The sequence below is a fragment of the Reichenbachiella ulvae genome, assembly GCF_025833875.1.
In the GTDB taxonomy this organism is placed as follows: domain Bacteria; phylum Bacteroidota; class Bacteroidia; order Cytophagales; family Cyclobacteriaceae; genus Reichenbachiella; species Reichenbachiella ulvae.
In genome coordinates this window covers 2,177,319-2,193,679 of sequence record NZ_JAOYOD010000001.1, presented here as the reverse complement: position 1 = coordinate 2,193,679, position 16,361 = coordinate 2,177,319, and the positions used below count along the sequence as shown (strand labels likewise).

Sequence of the window (16,361 nt, the reverse complement as noted above, 5' to 3'; positions counted from 1 at the left end):
CATGCGTATTAGCTTTAAGTTCAATTCTGACTCCCCTTTGGGCTTATAATAAATCCCTGAACGGTGTATGGACAGCAGTTTGCACTGCTTTGACATACTCAATTGACCCTTGCCTATCATTGATCGCCGTTCAGGCAATGGTCTTACCGCAAGGCGTCTTTTAAAAAATCATTTTCCACTTTTAGCTGACCGATAGTCTTGAGCAATTGATCCTTTTCATCGTCAGCTTGCGACTTCTTGCTCTTGCCCTTTTTCTCGAAAACGCCCTCTGCATTGGCTAAAAACTCTCTTTTCCAGAGGTTGATTTGCTGAGGGGCCAGTTCATATTTCTGTGCCAGCTCTGCAACGGTTGATTGCTCTTTGATGGCTTCTAAAACCACCTTTGTCTTGAATTTTGATGTGTACTTCTTGCGTGTCATATCAGTAAATTTAGTTGTCATTTCTGAACTAAACTCACTGTCCCATTTTTTGGGGTATGATCACTCAAGAGATCGTCGGTTGGAGCTCGATCTTCCATCTTTGAAAATGAATAAGTTATATTTATTTGCGTGCTTATTGGAGGTTAATCTTAAAAATTGATTTCACTTAACCTCTCAATTAGTGTATAATATTTCAAATTCTAAAAATGGTTCTTCGTTCGTTAAATCTATTGTGGGAATTAAAATACATTCTGTGGTTTGATGTTTTTCTCTCTTGTGCTCAGAATTACCTAAGGAAGAATGGAAATAAAGAATTCATATCCAAGCTGAAGGGGTATGAATGATAATATTTAGGTTGCTGAATAATAGGTGATTAGCTTTTCAAAAAAAGGATAAAGCCCAAATTAGCTTACAAAGCTTTTTCGGGGTTATCCAACTAACAAAAACAGACAATTCCTCACAGAACATCGAATTTTCACCTGCCATGCCAAGGAAGGGCCGAAAAAGCCTGCCTATGAAATGTGTTTGACTTACATTTTAAAATATTCAAAAGGAAGATCAAGTATTGAACCGGTTTTTATATTTCACTAGCCCAATAGAATAGTAGACATTTGTTAATGTTTTTATTTGAACTTATTAGTTGAGTAACTTCCCTTTGAAGTCAATAAGGGACTGTTCAATATGTTTTCTCATTTCTTTTTCGGCACGTTCTTGATCCCGGTTTTCCAAAGCTTCTATAATAGAAAGGTGCTCGGTTAATGTTTCTTTTGGTTCACGAATCAATCCTGCTTGAAAAGCCTTCAAGTGGATATTGCTAAGCATCTCCAAGTGCGAAAGCGTTTGATTGCCACTCCACTCCAGTATATAGGCATGAAAAGCGCGATCCGCAGATGCATAGTCTTCCATGCTTATCTTTTTCTGACCAATAAATTCTGAAAAACAATCTTTCAGTGTTTGGATCTGTTGTTGGGTGATGTTTCTTGCTGTGAGTCGAGCCGAAAGTCCCTCTAGTACTGCCCGGCATTCGAATACATCGATCAGGTCATTGATGTTGGTAGACTTCACGTACATGCCTCGTCTGGGGATGCTTTCGACGAGCATCTCTGTCTCTAGTCGCTGGAGTGCCTTTAGCAGCGGACTTCTGCTCACTCCCAGTTCAGCGGCTATTTTCTCCTGTGTTATTTTTTGACCTGGCTGTAGTTCCTGATCAAAGATTTTTTGCTTTACTGCGGCGTATATGCGATCTACTAGTTCTAAATGTTCCACGTATCGAGAGGATGAAATTCAGCTTGCAAGATAAACAAAATCCATTTTTCTGTTATTGAATTATGTATTCAAAAAACAAAAAGTTAACCTTGTAGGATCAGAAGGATTGTGCCAAAGGTGCAGTTTTCGCTAGCCGAAATATTAAAAGAATGTTGGATATATCTAAATATAAGGTTCACGACCTTACGCACACATTGGGTGAACACATCGCCGGGTACGCTGATGAGCCTGCCCGCAAGCTTGAGGTAGATGGCTGGAATGCTAAGACGCTGACCATTTATTCGCATGCAGGTACGCATATGGATGCTCCTCTACACTTTGGGGTGAGCGACACTACAGTAGATGAGCTCCATCCTTCCAAGTTGATGGCCAAGGCCTGGATTTTGGATGTGGACATTCATGACGCAAGTCAGCTAATCGATGGGAAGGATTTCGAAGGACAGCTGGAGAAGGTACAGCGTGGAGATAGTATTCTGGTGCGTACCCACTGGGCTGAAAATTACAATCAGCCCAATTTCAAATCAGAGTTACCCCGTTTGAGCGAAGCTTTTTGTCGATGGTGTGTGCAAAAGAAAATCAACATGCTGGGCGTAGAGCCACTCTCTGTAGCCAATGTAGCCGACCTAAAGGAGGTGACAGAGATACATAAAATCCTGTTAGGAGGAGGGGTCACGATTATCGAGGGGCTTATGGGGTTGGATCAGATTCAATCACCATCGGTTTTCTTGATTGCCTTGCCATTGAAAATACAGAACGGGGACGGTGCGCCTGCCAGGGTCGTGGCATTGGAAGAGAAATAATAAGTACCTCGCGCAGATCGAAGGGTCTATTCTGATGAGAAATGGATCCGCGCTATGATGGTGCAAGTTTTGTTTAGGCGTACATTAACCGTAGCAAAGTACGCCTGTTGTATTACTTTTTTGCCAAAATCAGGGCTTTCCACCTACCTCTGGAATAAGCGGTAATATCGCCCTCAGGTATTTTTTCATTGGTGTGAGAATTGAACGCAATGGCTATTTTGTCCGAAGTTTTCAATTTGACCCGACCAAAGTCTAGTTGAGCATCCTCAAAGCTTTTCGTCGTTGTGGGGTTTTGAGCAGTGGCGATTACTTTGTCGTTGACCAACAGTTTGTAAGTAGATTCCCCGTCATTTTCTGCCATGGTCAAAATAGAAACCAAATACTTGCCGGACTCTCCTTCAAAACGACTCACCGCTAGCGCAAATTGGTTTTTGTATTGTGCGGCATTGATGGCCAAAGCTTCACGCTGGGTGTCTTGGTAGTAGGGGATATAGTTGCTGTCAGTAGTACTGTTAAAATCTTCGATGGCTGATAATTTGATCGTCTCATTCGTCTGAGCATGACAGAATATTATACTCAGTAGCATTGGGATGAATAGTATCGTTCTTTTCATGATATAAGTTTTTTTAATCTGTGCTACGCTATTAACTGATTGAATATCTATTGGTTCTAGTTCTACATTTTTCAATAGGGGTTGTAAATGTAATTAATTTGATTAATTTTGAATTCAAAATACAAAATACATTGATCAATAAGTTTGATGAATGTAAAACTGGAGTAGTCAATCCAATGTTGAAAAATGGGAGAGTCCTATGAATCAGTCTACTCAAATCACAATTGAAATCTTAATCAAAACAAACAATAAGATAAAATGACAAAGTATAAGATAGCCGTAGTGCCAGGAGATGGGATTGGGAAAGAAATTGTTCCTGCAGCGATGGAAGTGCTGCTTGCTGCGGGAGAGAAATTTGGGTTTTCGTTTGATATGGAAAACTTCGACTATGGTGCGGGCTACTACCTAGAGCATGGCAAATTCATGCCTGAAGATGCGTTGGAGAAGCTAAAGGCTTTTGATGCTGTATATTTTGGAGCGGTAGGGTTGCCAGGTGTGGATGATACACTACCAGCCAAGGACTACACATTCAAAGTGCGTACACAGTTTCAGCAATATGTAAACTATAGGCCAGTACGGGTGTATCCTGGGGTCACTAGACCGCTTAGGTCTGAAAAACCTTTTGATTTTGTAGTGGTAAGGGAAAATACTGAAGGCGAGTTTGTGCAGGTCGGCAATCAGTACCTGCCAGACGAAGAAAATGGTATGGGGGTAGATACCAGTATTTTTACCCGAAAGGGGATAGAAAGAGTCGCTCACTATGCATTCCAACTGGCCAGAACAAGAAGAAATAAGGTGACGCATGTGACCAAGTCCAATACGCTGATCAATAGTTTGTCTTACTGGGATAGAGTGATCAAAGAAGTGGCGACTCAGTATCCAGATGTGACGCATGATCAGATGTATATCGATAATGCAAGTGCCTCTTTCGTACTGAAGCCAGAGGTTTTTGATGTGGTTTTGACGACCAATTTGTTTGGGGATATTCTCAGTGATTTGGGAGGAGCGATCATGGGTAGTCTGGGACTTGGTGGTGCAGGTAACATCAATCCAGAGAAAGACTTTCCATCTATGTTTGAGCCTATTCACGGATCAGCACCAGATATCGCAGGCAAAAACATAGCGAACCCCATAGGTCAAATTTGGTCTGGCGTGATGATGCTAGAACATTTGGGTGAAAATGAAGCGGCTAATGCCATACTGGCTGCAGTAGACAAAACAACAGAATCTGGTGTGTTGCCTGTAGATCTAGGTGGATCATCTTCTACGCAGGAAATCTCCAAGGCAGTTATTAGCAATTTGTAGTTGCCGTTCGTAGCATACGAATGAATCAACGTTGAGTGGTGATCTGTCCTAAAATCAGATCGCCGCTTATTTTTCTATTGATTCATTCTTTTGCGGCAGTTTCGAAGCATGAACCTTACCTTGTATAAATTACCATAAAGTGAACCTGATCTCAGCTAATAATATTCCAGAAGAGGATCTTTCTATAAGCCTGGACCAAATCAACCCCTACCGAGGCAATCGTGTGGTAGTTGTTTTGGATGATGATCCTACGGGCACGCAGACCGTACACGGTGTATATATTTTGACTAGCTGGTCTAAGGACGAGCTTCGTTGGGCTTTTTCACAAGGCATATTTTATATCCTGACCAATTCCAGAAGCCTCGGGGAAAAAGAGGCCTTTGATTTGGTTTTTGAGATCTGTCAAAATGTAAAAAGCGTGAGTCAGGAGCTGGACCGACCCTACTTGATCGTGACCAGAGGTGACAGTACACTCCGTGGGCATTTTGAACCAGAAACCTCGGCTGCAAAGCAGGCGATTGGGCAGCAGGATGCACTGACCGTTTTTGCTCCAGCATTTTTCGAGGGCAATCGAATCACGCTCAATAATCAACATTACATCAGTGACGGAGACGAATTGACCCCAGTATCCGGAACTCCTTTTGCCGAGGACAAAACTTTCGGGTTTGCATCCAGTTATCTCTACGAATATGTACAGGAGAAAAGCTCTTATACGTCGCAAGATATTTTTGATCTGAGTCTGGAAGATATACGCTTGCTCTCAGTGGCGCTGCTGGCCGATCGTATCTTTAATGAGCGATCAAAAAAAGTGCTGATTGTCAATGCTTTGGTGCAAGCTGACCTCAATAAGGTAGCTGCTGCCCTGTATATCGCACAGCAGCAAGGGTTGAATGTTTTGGTTCGGTCAGGAGCGAGTATGGTATCGGCATTGGGCGGCATTGGTCCCAATCTGCTGGAATCAAAAGATTTTAAAGTGAGTGCTGCGGGAGGTCTAATAGTGGTAGGGTCCTACGTGCCAAAAACTACCTCTCAGTTCAATGAATTGCGTAAAAACCATACACTCACAGAAATAGAAATAGAGGTAAGTCGGCTGATCGAAAAGGGACAGGAGGTCATCACTGAATCTGCAGAACAGATGAATACCGCCGTAAATTCGGGAAAAGACAGTGTGCTTTTTACGAGTCGTGCGCTAGTCTCGGGAGATAGTCCGGATAGTAGTTTGGCCATTGTCAATCAGGTCTCCAATGGAGTCATTTCTATAATGAACCAACTACAAGAGCCGCCTGCCTTTGTGATCGCCAAAGGGGGGATTACCTCTAGCGATGTGGCTACCAAAGTTTTGGGCATCAAGCGTGGCAAGGTACTGGGGCAGATCCTGCCTGGTGTGCCTGTGTGGGAGCTAGGTGCTGAGACCCAATTTCCAGGGATACCTTTTATCGTTTTTCCTGGAAATGTAGGGAGTGAAACGGCACTCTCAGAAGCTTATGAAAAACTAAAAAGAACAACAAATGAGTAATTTTCCTGTCAGATATAAACTGGTTTTATCCACGTTTTCGCTGACGCTACTATTGTATATAGATCGTGTAGGTATATCAGCGGCCAAAGGCGTGGTGTCTGATGATTTAGGTTTGTCCGATACGCAGATGGGCTGGGTGATGTCTGCCTTTGCTTTGGGCTATGCACTTTTTCAGGTGCCATCAGGGTTGCTCTCCGATAGGTTTGGTCCTAGAAAAGTAATCACCGGTATCGTGTCTATCTGGTCGGTTTTTACGATGGCTACTGGTTTTGCCTGGAACTACTTGTCTATGCTGGTTGTCCGGTTTTTGTTCGGAGCGGGTGAGGCGGGGGCTTTCCCCGGGATCGCCAGGGCCAATTTGACCTGGATTCCGCTTCGTGAACGCGGAGTTGTCACGGGTATCAATTTTTCTGGATCGAGGTTAGGTGCTGCTTTTGCTTTTCCTCTGGTCACCTTTATCATCACCAGTATTGGGTGGCGCTGGAGTTTTTACCTGATGGGAGCTGTGGGGCTGGTTTGGGCTGTTTTTTGGTACAAGTGGTTTCGTGATATGCCCGAGGACCACTCCGGCATGGGCGAGGACGAAAAGCAGATGATCAAGTCCGAAAGGCAGACCATCGCTGCGGTCAAAGCAAAGCCTCTTTCTACCCAAACATTATTAGGGTCTGCCAATATATGGTTGGCTATGCTCCAGTATTTCAGTAGCAATTTTATTTTCTTCTTTTGCCTTACGTGGATGCTGCCGTACCTCGCAGAGCGCTTCGAGGTGAGTGCGATGGAAGCCAGTGTGTATGCCATGTTTCCATTGATTTTCGGAGCAGTGGGCAATTGGTTTTCGGGTGGCCTGATCGATTGGATTTACAAGAGGGCCAGTTGGAAAATGTCCCGATCCCTTCCAGCACTCATCGGTTTTGCGCTAGTAGGTGTTGGTGTGTTGGGGGTCTTGCTTTCGGCTGATATCATGTGGGCCGTGGGGGCACTGTGCGTAGCGGTATTTGGAGCAGACATGACATTGAGTCCCTCTTGGTCGTTTTGTATGGATATCGGCAAGGCCAATTCAGGTGCAGTATCGGGAGCTATGAACATGGCCGGAAACGTGGGCTCATTTATCACAGCAATTCTTTTTCCATATATCGTACAGTGGACGGGGACAGCAGATACCTTCTTTATTATTTCAGAAATTTTTGTTGCCATTGCTATTATAGCCTGGCTTTTTATGAACCCTTCAAAATCCATAGTGCCAGATGAAAAAGTTTAGAGGTGTGGCGGTAGGAGCTGGCTATTTTAGCCAGTTTCAATATGAGGCATGGAATCGAATCCCGGAAGTGGAGATCGTTGCGCTGTGCAATAGAAATGTAGACAGTGGCAAGTCCATTCAGCAGACCTATGGCATAGCACGGCATTATACGGATTATAAGGAAATGATAGATGCCGAGCAGCCCGATTTTATTGACATTATTACACCTCCGGAAACACACCTGGATATCTGTAGCTACGCCGCAGAGAGAGGCATACACATTATATGTCAAAAGCCATTGGCACCTAGCATGGACGAGGCGATAAAGTTGGTAGAGGAAATGAAGGCGAGCGGGGTAAGGTTCATGGTACATGAGAACTGGCGCTTCCAGCCCTGGTACCGACAGATCAAACAACTGCTGGATGAGCAGCTCATCGGGCAAGTCCACACCGTATATTTCAGAAGCAGAATGGGTGATGGATGGGGGGAGAATGCCTACATACCCCGTCAGCCTTATTTTAGAGATTACCCGCGATTATTGATTTATGAAAATGGCATACATTTCATAGACACATTTCGCTACTTGTTCGGGAAGGTTGAACGTGTCAATGCGCACTTGAGAAAACTCAATCAGGTGATCAAAGGAGAAGACTGGGCGCAGGTTCAGTTCGAATTTGACAATGGAATCTTCGCCACCTGGGATGCCAGTCGCTACAATGAGCCAAACTACCCCAACAGTCGATATACCTTCGGAGAGATGCTCATCGACGGTATGAATGGAAGCATTCGCCTGTACCCAGACGGTATGGTCACGGTGCAACAGTTGGGACAGGATGAAGAGACACAAGATTATACTCATCAGAATGTCAATTTTGCGGGTGATTGTGTCTTTATCACACAGCGACACTTTGTCGACGGATTGCTGAGCGGACAGGAGTTCGAAACCAATGGAGTGGACTACCTCAAATCACTGGAGGTACAAGAGGCCATTTATGATTCGGCCCAACGGAAAATCCCAGTGAAGATCAATCAAGATTTAGGACAAATCGATAATTGATGTCAGAACTAAATCTAAATACAAGGACATTATCATAATTCAGTCTGTTGTACTGGATACATGACTTTTTTGGACTTTTATACCAGTTTTCAAGACTATTCTTCTATTGACTATATGCTTATTTGCTATTGCAGGAGGGACAACCTTTGGATGCAATTGAGCTAATGCTCATTACAAACAGTAGAATATTATTTTTTGAAAAGCATGAAGAATTTGGTTTGCTATCTACCAGTATTTGCTTTAATGGTAGGCTGTAGTATGAAGTCAGTAGAAGGAGAAAGTATGTCAGTAATTGATAAGAAGGTGAGTCAATTGATGAGTCAAATGACACTGGAAGACAAGATTGCTGAATTGACTCAGGATGCCCCACCTAACGAAAGATTAGGCATACCAATGATGCAGTATAGTGAATGTCTTCATGGGCTTTGGCTACCTGGTTCAACTGTTTATCCACAGGCAATCGCTCTTGGTTCGACCTGGGATCCAGAGGCAATCCGTGAAATGACAGAGGCAATCGCTAAGGAGGCAAGAGCAGCTAATCTAACACACTGCTATTCTCCTAATCTAGATGTAATATCAGGTGATGCTAGATATGGTAGAGTCGAGGAGTCCTATGGAGAAGATCCATATTTGGTTTCTCGTATGGGCGTTGCCTTTATCGAAGGACTTCAGGGAACGGGTGAGGAGCAGTTCGATGAAAACCACATCCTAGCTACAGCGAAACATTATGTGGCATATCCGGAAAATAGAAGAGGGATCAATGGCGGATTTACGGACATTTCTGAGCGTAGATTATTCGAAGTATTCTTGCCGCCTTTCGAAGCGGCTGTCAAAGAAGCAAAAGTGGGATGTATTATGCCGGGTCATCAGGACCTTAATGGAATCCCTTGTCATATGAATACTTGGTTGTTGCAGGATATTCTCAGAGACGATTGGGGCTTTGATGGTTTTATCGTATCTGACAACAATGATGTTTCAAGATTGAATTTGATGCACTTTATTGCAAAAAACAGAACTGAAGCAGCAGTTATGGGCTTGCAGGCAGGCGTAGATATGGATTTGGTGATTGGCAAAGACCCGGCCAACTCGGCCTACATCATGAAGGTGCTGGGAGATACCCTGAAAAGTAATCCAGAACTGGTGCAATATGTCGACGAAAGTGTGAGTCGTATTTTGAAGATGAAATACAAGTTGGGGTTATTTGATCAGAAAGATACTAACGTGGTAAAGGAAGTAATAAGTACTACGGAGAGTCAGGAGTTGGCCTTAGAGCTTGCTAAAAAATCGGTAGTATTATTGAAAAATGAAGGGGAGTTGCTTCCGCTGAATAAGGACAAAATTAATTCTATTGCCTTAATTGGCCCAAATGCTCACGAAGAAGTACCTGAAGGCGGCCGTTATACATTGATGGGTGGCTATTCTGGAATACCTCCGTACTATACTTCCTTGCTAGAAGGGCTGACAGATAAGGTAGATGGCCAAATCAAAATCAACTATGCTGAGGGTTGTAAACTCAATAGTGATTCGAAGGCTGGTTTTGCGGCAGCCATAGCAGCGGCTAAGAAATCTGATGTAGTAATACTTGCAGTAGGGGGATCGACTCGTACCTGTGGCGAAGGAACCGATCGCGACGATTTAGATTTAGTTGGTGTGCAAAACGAGCTGGTGGAGGAGATACATAAATTGGGCAAACCAGTGATTGTGGTTTTAATAAACGGTCGTCCTTTGACAATCAACTATATCGCAGAAAACATCCCCGCAGTAATCGAGAGTTGGTATTTAGGTATGCGCTCGGGAGATGCATTGGCAGATGTGATATTTGGCGATTACAACCCAGGTGGCAAACTGACAGTGTCTTTTCCAAGGTCTGTTGGTCAAATTCCGGTGACTTATCTTGAGCGACCTGATTTCGTTGGTTCTGGCAAAGGGCTTTACAAGTTTAGCGACAAGTCGCCTCTATTTTCTTTTGGATATGGCTTGAGTTATACCTCGTTTGAATACAGCGAACCTCGATTGAATAAGGGCAAGATAAGAGCCAACGAAGCTGCTGTGGTATCTGTCGATATTACCAATACGGGCAATAGAGTAGGTGATGAAGTGGTTCAGATGTACATACGAGATGAGTTTGCCTCTGTAGGTAGATACAACATGATGCTTAAAGGTTTTGAGAGAGTTTCTCTGGCACCTGGTGAAACCAAGACTGTCGAATTTGAACTCAATGCCGGAAACCTTTTTATCTACGACAAGGACATGAAAAAAGTGGTAGAGCCAGGAGATTTCACCGTTTCGATAGGCGCTTCTAGTCGTATAGAAGATTTGAAGAAGACCAACTTAAGAGTTTACTAATTCAAAGAAGGAATTACTTATTTCTATGGTTTTGATTATGAATGTGATAACTGAATTTATTCGAGATCGATTGTTGAGTGTTCTCGTTTTTTTACTCACATTTTTCCAAATAAATACAGGTTTAGCATCGTCTGGCATTCAAGTATATGATCTCAAAACGGAGTACCGTGAAAATCCAATCGGGATAGATGTAACTACCCCAAGATTGAGTTGGAAAGTGAAAGGGAAGGGATGCGATGTAATGCAATCGGCCTATGAAATCAGAGCGGCTCATTCTATCAAAGGCCTACAAACCGGGCAGCCGATCTGGACGAGCAAGAAAACGGAAAGTGATGAGTCCGTTCATATAGAGTACCAAGGGCCGAAGTTGCAATCAGAGCAAAGGATATATTGGCAAGTGCGAGTGTGGGACGCCAATAAGCAAGTGTCTCAATGGAGTGAGCCTGCCTTCTGGGAAATGGGTCTACTGGAAGTCGACGACTGGGTAGCACAATGGATATCCAAGGATGAGGCGATTCCAGATTCGCCCACACCGAGTCACTTTTATAGAACTGAATTCAAGACTACTAAGCCTGTTGCAAAAGCTAGGGTCTTTGTTACTTCCCTAGGTATTTACGAACTACAGATCAACGGTGAAAAAGTAGGTGATCAGTTGTTTACTCCTGGATTTACCAGCTATAAAAACCGAATTCAATACCAGGTCTATGATGTGACCGGCAAGCTCAAAAAAGACAATGCAATGGGTGCCATTGTCGGGGATGGATGGTACAGAGGCTACCTCGGATGGAGTGGAAATCGTAATTATTATGGAGACCGATTGGGTCTTTTAGCTCAGTTGCATATTACCTACGAGGATGGGAGCAAGGAGATTATCAGTACTGATAAAGATTGGCGTACTAGTTATGGTCCTATCATCGAATCGGATATCTACAATGGCGAAAAATATGATGCCAGAAAAGAATTCGAAAATTGGTCTTCTTACGGTTTTGAGGATGGGCAATGGCTGGATGTTCAGCTTCTAGATCATTCGAAAGATATTCTGGTGGCCTCCAACAGCATTCCCGTAAAGATTGTAAAGGAAATCACTCCAATAAAAAAGCTGACCACTCCCAAGGGAGAAGTTGTATATGATTTGGGGCAGAATATTGTGGGATGGGCGAGGATCAAAGTCTCAGGAAAGAAGGGGGATAAAGTCACACTGCAGTTTGCCGAGGTATTGGATAAAGAAGGGAATTTCTTTACTAAAAACCTGCGTGCAGCAGAGGCCACCGATATTTATACGTTGAAGGGAGGACTGGAGGAAGTGTTTGAGCCACATTTTACTTTTCATGGATTCAGGTTCATAAAGGTTCAAGTAGAGGGTAGTAACCCGGAAATCAAAGAAATTTCAGGTCAGGTGATTCATTCGCAGATGCAGCCCACAGGTCAGTTTTCTTGTTCAGATCCGCTGATTAATCAGTTGCAAAGCAACATTCAATGGGGGCAGAAAGATAACTTTTTGGATATCCCGACAGATTGTCCTCAACGTGATGAACGGGTAGGTTGGACTGGTGACGCGCAGGTGTTTAGTATGACTGCAGCATTCAACTTCGATGTGGCGGCATTTTATACCAAGTGGCTCAAGGATCTCGCCTTGGATCAGCAGCCAAACGGAGAGGTACCAAACATCATTCCAGATATGTGGGACAACAAGCTAGGCGGCACAACCGCTTGGGGCGATGCTGCTGTCATCGTGCCTTGGACCGTATATCGGGCTTATGGTGATAAGCGTGTGCTGGAGCAGCAGTATGAAAGCATGAAGGCCTGGGTTGATTATATGAGACTAAAATCTGGTGATGATTTGTTGTGGAATGAAAAAGGTAAGCACCACTGGGGCGATTGGTTGGCCTTTCATTCTGATAGTCCTGCGTATGCTGGATCCGTGACCGAAAATGACCTGATTGCAACGGCCTATTTCAAGTACAGCACGGAACTGTTGGGAAAGACAGCTCGCATATTAGGAAAGGAGAAGGATGCACAGACCTATTCACGACTATCAGAAGACATCAAAGAGGCATTCATTAATGAATTTGTAACTGCAAATGGTAGGTTGGTGTCGCATACACAAACAGCTTATGCCTTGGCCATCTCATTTGATTTGGTACCGGAGCATTTGAAAGAAAATGCGGCCCAGTATTTTGCTGACAATGTGAAGCGATTCAAACATCTGACCACAGGTTTTGTCGGGACGCCCTTACTATGCTCGACCCTGTCTTCGATCGGTAGAGATGATTTGGCTTTTATGCTTTTGAATCGAAAAGAATATCCTAGCTGGCTGTATCCAGTTACTCAAGGAGCCACTACGATCTGGGAGAGATGGGATACACAAAAACCAGATGGAACGATCATCGATGGGATGAATAGTTTTAATCACTACGCCTATGGCGCTATTGGAGAATGGCTTTACTCTCATGTGGCAGGCCTGAAAATTGATGTTGAAAAACCTGGCTATAAGCACAGTATTTTTTCACCACATCCAGGAGGTGGGCTTACCTCAGCAATGGCGTCTATTGAATCTATATATGGCACGGTTGTGTCGGACTGGAAGATTGAAGAAGGGAAGATGATCTATAGAGTAGTGATTCCGGCTAACACCACCGGGACGGTAAAACTACCTAAAAGTGCAGGTGAAAAAATTCAGGTGACCAGGCCAAGTGGAAAATCTCTTAAATTGGATGAGGATGACTTAAATAAACTAGGTTCTGGTGAGTATTTGATTTCGTATAAGTATGATGACTAGTCTAATTTCAAGTTTTCACATAGGCCTTTTGTTGGCGATGCTTTCATCGCCTTATTTCACTCCGGTTCAATATTCTTCATCGGAGTCTGAGGACTCAGCATCCAGATTAGAATATGAATATGCTAAAAAGCCAAAGTGGCAAAATCTATTGGATGAGGATTATACCAACTACTGGGAAGTTTTTGTAGGCGTTCCTCACGGAACTGTCGAAGGCTTGGAGGGAGTAAATTCAGAGAGTGATGGAAAAAAGGGCATTCCGCTAGGATTGAATAGTGATCCTAAATCGGTTTTTCAGGTGAAAAATGAAGGTGGTCGTAAAGTTCTGCATATATCTGGAGAAATATATGGAGCCTGGAGTAGCAAGGCAGAGTACGAAAATTACCACCTTCAGCTTCAGTTTAAATGGGGAGAGAAGAAGTGGGAACCACGTCTCAATAGACCAAAAGATAGTGGCATTTTGTATCATTGCCAGGGAGCGCATGGCGCTTTTTGGAATGTATGGATGTCCTCCTTAGAATTTCAAGTACAGGAGGGGGATTTAGGTGATTTTTACGCCCTGGTTCAAACAGAAGCAGCTATTGCCACCAAGAAACCTCTGGGAGAAAAGGAATATAGCTTTGATGATCAAGGTGAAAAGCACATATTTTCTGCTTATCAAAACGAACGGCCGTTACACTGCAATAAAGGTGCGAATCATGAAAACGAAATTGGTGAATGGAATACACTTGATCTGATCTGTATTGGAGACCGAGCTTTGTATTTGGTCAACGGAAAGGTTGCCATGGAATTATCAGATTTTAAAATGAAGACAGAAGATGGTGTATTGCCATTGACTAAGGGCAAAATTCAAATTCAATCAGAGGGGGCAGAGGTGTTTTATAGAGGGATCAAAATCAAAGAACTGGGTCAAGGTTCGTCTTTCATGCAATACACAGACAGTCTTGATACAGGAGTTGAGTGAACATGTATGAATGATTGAATATGAAACACTGCTATTTAACAATTTTGTTGTTTACTAGTCTTTTTGCCCAAGCACAAAATCCGATTATTCCTAACCAAGGGATAAATGATCCACATATTCGTGTTTTCAATAATAAGGCCTATTTATCCGCCTCGCATGATACGTCTATAGATAACGATAAGTTTATCATGGAAGATTGGACGCTTTGGTCATCAGATGATTTGAGATCGTGGAAGCTTGAGTCTGTGCTAAAACCTGAAGATACCTATATCGGAAAACCGTTTTCTTCATGCTGGGCTACAGATATCGCGTATCGAAATGGCAAATATTACTGGTATTTTTCGGAAGGAAATCAAAGAGCTGGAGTAGTAGTGGCTGATTCTCCAACTGGTCCTTGGACTGATCCACTGGGCATGCCGTTGCTAATTTCCGAACTAACCCCAACACACGAATATGACATGGGTATCATTGAGACTGGCGGAGAGTACTATTTGGTATTTGGCGTTTGGGATTACTACATCGCAAGATTAAATGAGGATATGATCTCATTAGCTGAAGCCCCTCGAAAAATTGTGGTGAAAGATCCACAAGGCCCTTATGGAATAGGCAAATTGGATGACAAACCCTTCATTCATCAGCGTAATGGATTGTTTTATCTCTCTTGGGGTTGTTTTTATGCCATGTCCAACGATCTCTACGGTCCTTATGAATACAAAGGGACTGTCATTGACAGTACCAGTTTTGTAGGCGGGTTGGAGAGTCCTACCTGGCCACATGGCCCTTTGCAAGGCAGGCATGGTTCTTTCTTCGACTGGCACAATCAAAGCTACTTTGCTTATTGTGATATCAGTCAAACCGGCAACCGGTATTTTAGAGACACCTTTATCAGCTACGTACATTACAAGGAGAACGGCGAGATGGCCGTCATTAGAGTCGATCTTGATGGAGTGGGTCAATACGATGGTAGCAAAGTCATTCAGGCAGAAGACTATTTCGAATCTTATGGCACAACCAAGCAAGAAAACAACCAAGGAGGATTTAGTGTAGGGGCTATTGACAATGGTGATTACCTCATTTATCCTAACATCAAAGGACTCAACGATAAAGTTGAGATTCTAATTGAGTATGAAGCTTTGGAAGATTGTGTTATTGAGGTAAGAGAAAGTCATCCTTCCGGAACCCTATTGGCTGAAATAGCGGTAAAGGCAGATGAATCATTGGCTAAGGCTACTCTTCGAGGGGAAATTGAAGGTGTTTGTTTGAAATTCAGTGATGTGAAAGAAAAAGTAAACATAACAATTGATAGTTTTGCCTTTAGCTCTCATCATTTTAAATGATTCCTTGGTTCGACTCATTTTTCTTGACCTGACAAGAGGCCTATCAGTCATCTTAATCTATATTTTGTAAAGAAACTCCTAATTCTTAGGATCAATTGTCCTCAAGTTTATTCACAGCTTATGGGGCAAGAGGATTGTTAATTATATTTATTATATTCTATATGGAAACTATTGCATTCAAAATGAAGTTGAAAAGTGGTTGTAAGGAGGAATACAAACAGAGGCACAATAATATCTGGCCTGAATTGAAAGAATTGTTGAAAGATTCGGGCGTGGTAGATTATGTTATATTTTTTGATGAGGAGACTGATACACTTTTTGCTTGTCAAAAGGTCAGGGATGGGCAGAACTCTCAGCAATTGGGTGGTGAAAAGATTGTGCAGACTTGGTGGGCCTACATGGCTGATATTATGGAAACCCATGAGGATAATTCTCCCATCTCAATTCAACTAGAAGAGGTGTTTAAATTGAGATGATCTAGGAATTATCTTCTTAGAAGATAACATAAGTATTTGAAGAAAGATTGATTGATGAAAATGAGAATTGCTGTAATATCCAAGTTGAGTTTTTTCATTTATAGCCTAACATTAATTTTTGCTTGCATAGACCTATATGGACAAAGTAAATTTTATGGATTCAAGCACATTTCAACGTCCGATGGATTTTCACTCAACTCAGTAAATGATATAGTCCAAGATAATCACGGGATTTTATGGCTAGGTACT

At 42.9% G+C, this 16,361-nt stretch carries 13 protein-coding genes and 1 pseudogene; 11 read left to right on the top strand and 3 right to left on the bottom strand.

The genetic code is table 11. From position 1 onward, the window contains the following. Positions 1 to 143 precede the first annotated feature (143 nt). Together N7U62_RS08550 and N7U62_RS08545 are read right to left on the bottom strand one after the other, a co-directional pair. The gene (locus N7U62_RS08550; RefSeq protein WP_264137532.1) at positions 144 to 419 is read right to left on the bottom strand and encodes a transposase; all 276 of its coding nucleotides are present in this window, start codon (positions 417 to 419) and stop codon (positions 144 to 146) included. Between the two features lie 636 nt (positions 420 to 1,055). Continuing rightward, complete coding sequence (locus N7U62_RS08545; RefSeq protein WP_264137531.1) at positions 1,056 to 1,685, bottom strand: GntR family transcriptional regulator; 630 nt, start codon at positions 1,683 to 1,685, stop codon at positions 1,056 to 1,058. A 149-nt stretch (positions 1,686 to 1,834) separates the two neighbouring features. On the opposite strand from N7U62_RS08545, the gene N7U62_RS08540 reads away from it, so the two are divergent. Further along, a complete protein-coding gene (locus tag N7U62_RS08540; protein WP_264137530.1) occupies positions 1,835 to 2,485 on the top strand; it encodes a cyclase family protein in 651 nt (216 codons plus the stop codon). Positions 2,486 to 2,597: 112 nt separating this feature from the next. On the opposite strand, the gene N7U62_RS08535 is transcribed toward N7U62_RS08540, so the two are convergent. Continuing rightward, the gene (locus N7U62_RS08535; RefSeq protein ID WP_264137529.1) at positions 2,598 to 3,098 is read right to left on the bottom strand and encodes a hypothetical protein; all 501 of its coding nucleotides are present in this window, start codon (positions 3,096 to 3,098) and stop codon (positions 2,598 to 2,600) included. 258 nt (positions 3,099 to 3,356) lie between these two features. On the opposite strand from N7U62_RS08535, the gene N7U62_RS08530 reads away from it, so the two are divergent. The 10 genes and pseudogenes from N7U62_RS08530 to N7U62_RS23225 all read left to right on the top strand — a co-directional run. Next, positions 3,357 to 4,403, top strand: a complete 1,047-nt coding sequence (locus N7U62_RS08530; RefSeq protein ID WP_264137527.1) for a tartrate dehydrogenase — start codon at positions 3,357 to 3,359, stop codon at positions 4,401 to 4,403. Positions 4,404 to 4,542: 139 nt separating this feature from the next. Continuing rightward, a complete protein-coding gene (locus N7U62_RS08525) occupies positions 4,543 to 5,919 on the top strand; it encodes a four-carbon acid sugar kinase family protein (protein ID WP_264137526.1) in 1,377 nt (458 codons plus the stop codon). Further along, complete coding sequence (locus N7U62_RS08520; protein WP_264137525.1) at positions 5,912 to 7,177, top strand: MFS transporter; 1,266 nt, start codon at positions 5,912 to 5,914, stop codon at positions 7,175 to 7,177. Before N7U62_RS08525 ends, N7U62_RS08520 begins: the two co-directional genes overlap by 8 nt. Further along, complete coding sequence (locus tag N7U62_RS08515; RefSeq protein ID WP_264137523.1) at positions 7,164 to 8,213, top strand: Gfo/Idh/MocA family protein; 1,050 nt, start codon at positions 7,164 to 7,166, stop codon at positions 8,211 to 8,213. Before N7U62_RS08520 ends, N7U62_RS08515 begins: the two co-directional genes overlap by 14 nt. A gap of 204 nt (positions 8,214 to 8,417) precedes the next feature. Continuing rightward, positions 8,418 to 10,559: a beta-xylosidase gene (locus N7U62_RS08510; RefSeq protein ID WP_318840661.1), complete on the top strand. Its 2,142-nt coding sequence runs from the start codon at positions 8,418 to 8,420 to the stop codon at positions 10,557 to 10,559. A 37-nt stretch (positions 10,560 to 10,596) separates the two neighbouring features. After that, a complete protein-coding gene (locus tag N7U62_RS08505; protein ID WP_264137520.1) occupies positions 10,597 to 13,338 on the top strand; it encodes a glycoside hydrolase family 78 protein in 2,742 nt (913 codons plus the stop codon). Next, entirely contained in the window at positions 13,328 to 14,299 is a 972-nt protein-coding gene (locus tag N7U62_RS08500; protein WP_264137518.1) for a 3-keto-disaccharide hydrolase, read from the top strand. Before N7U62_RS08505 ends, N7U62_RS08500 begins: the two co-directional genes overlap by 11 nt. 20 nt (positions 14,300 to 14,319) lie before the next feature. Continuing rightward, complete coding sequence (locus tag N7U62_RS08495) at positions 14,320 to 15,636, top strand: family 43 glycosylhydrolase (RefSeq protein WP_264137517.1); 1,317 nt, start codon at positions 14,320 to 14,322, stop codon at positions 15,634 to 15,636. Between the two features lie 161 nt (positions 15,637 to 15,797). Further along, positions 15,798 to 16,112, top strand: coding sequence for an L-rhamnose mutarotase (gene rhaM / locus N7U62_RS08490; protein ID WP_264137516.1), 315 nt, complete (start codon positions 15,798 to 15,800; stop codon positions 16,110 to 16,112). Between the two features lie 54 nt (positions 16,113 to 16,166). Beyond that, positions 16,167 to 16,361: pseudogene (locus N7U62_RS23225) on the top strand (two-component regulator propeller domain-containing protein); the annotation flags it as partial.

What these genes read in the sequence shown, in the direction of transcription:
- N7U62_RS08540 (WP_264137530.1), top strand. Translation starts at nt 1,835, where the DNA reads ATGTTGGATATATCTAAATATAAGGTTCACGACCTTACGCACACATTG.
- N7U62_RS08500 (WP_264137518.1), top strand. Translation starts at nt 13,328, where the DNA reads ATGATGACTAGTCTAATTTCAAGTTTTCACATAGGCCTTTTGTTGGCG.
- N7U62_RS08535 (WP_264137529.1), bottom strand. Translation starts at nt 3,098, where the DNA reads ATGAAAAGAACGATACTATTCATCCCAATGCTACTGAGTATAATATTC.
- N7U62_RS08520 (WP_264137525.1), top strand. Translation starts at nt 5,912, where the DNA reads ATGAGTAATTTTCCTGTCAGATATAAACTGGTTTTATCCACGTTTTCG.
- N7U62_RS08495 (WP_264137517.1), top strand. Translation starts at nt 14,320, where the DNA reads ATGAAACACTGCTATTTAACAATTTTGTTGTTTACTAGTCTTTTTGCC.
- rhaM (WP_264137516.1), top strand. Translation starts at nt 15,798, where the DNA reads ATGGAAACTATTGCATTCAAAATGAAGTTGAAAAGTGGTTGTAAGGAG.
- N7U62_RS08550 (WP_264137532.1), bottom strand. Translation starts at nt 419, where the DNA reads ATGACACGCAAGAAGTACACATCAAAATTCAAGACAAAGGTGGTTTTA.
- N7U62_RS08515 (WP_264137523.1), top strand. Translation starts at nt 7,164, where the DNA reads ATGAAAAAGTTTAGAGGTGTGGCGGTAGGAGCTGGCTATTTTAGCCAG.
- N7U62_RS08530 (WP_264137527.1), top strand. Translation starts at nt 3,357, where the DNA reads ATGACAAAGTATAAGATAGCCGTAGTGCCAGGAGATGGGATTGGGAAA.
- N7U62_RS08510 (WP_318840661.1), top strand. Translation starts at nt 8,418, where the DNA reads ATGAAGAATTTGGTTTGCTATCTACCAGTATTTGCTTTAATGGTAGGC.
- N7U62_RS08505 (WP_264137520.1), top strand. Translation starts at nt 10,597, where the DNA reads ATGAATGTGATAACTGAATTTATTCGAGATCGATTGTTGAGTGTTCTC.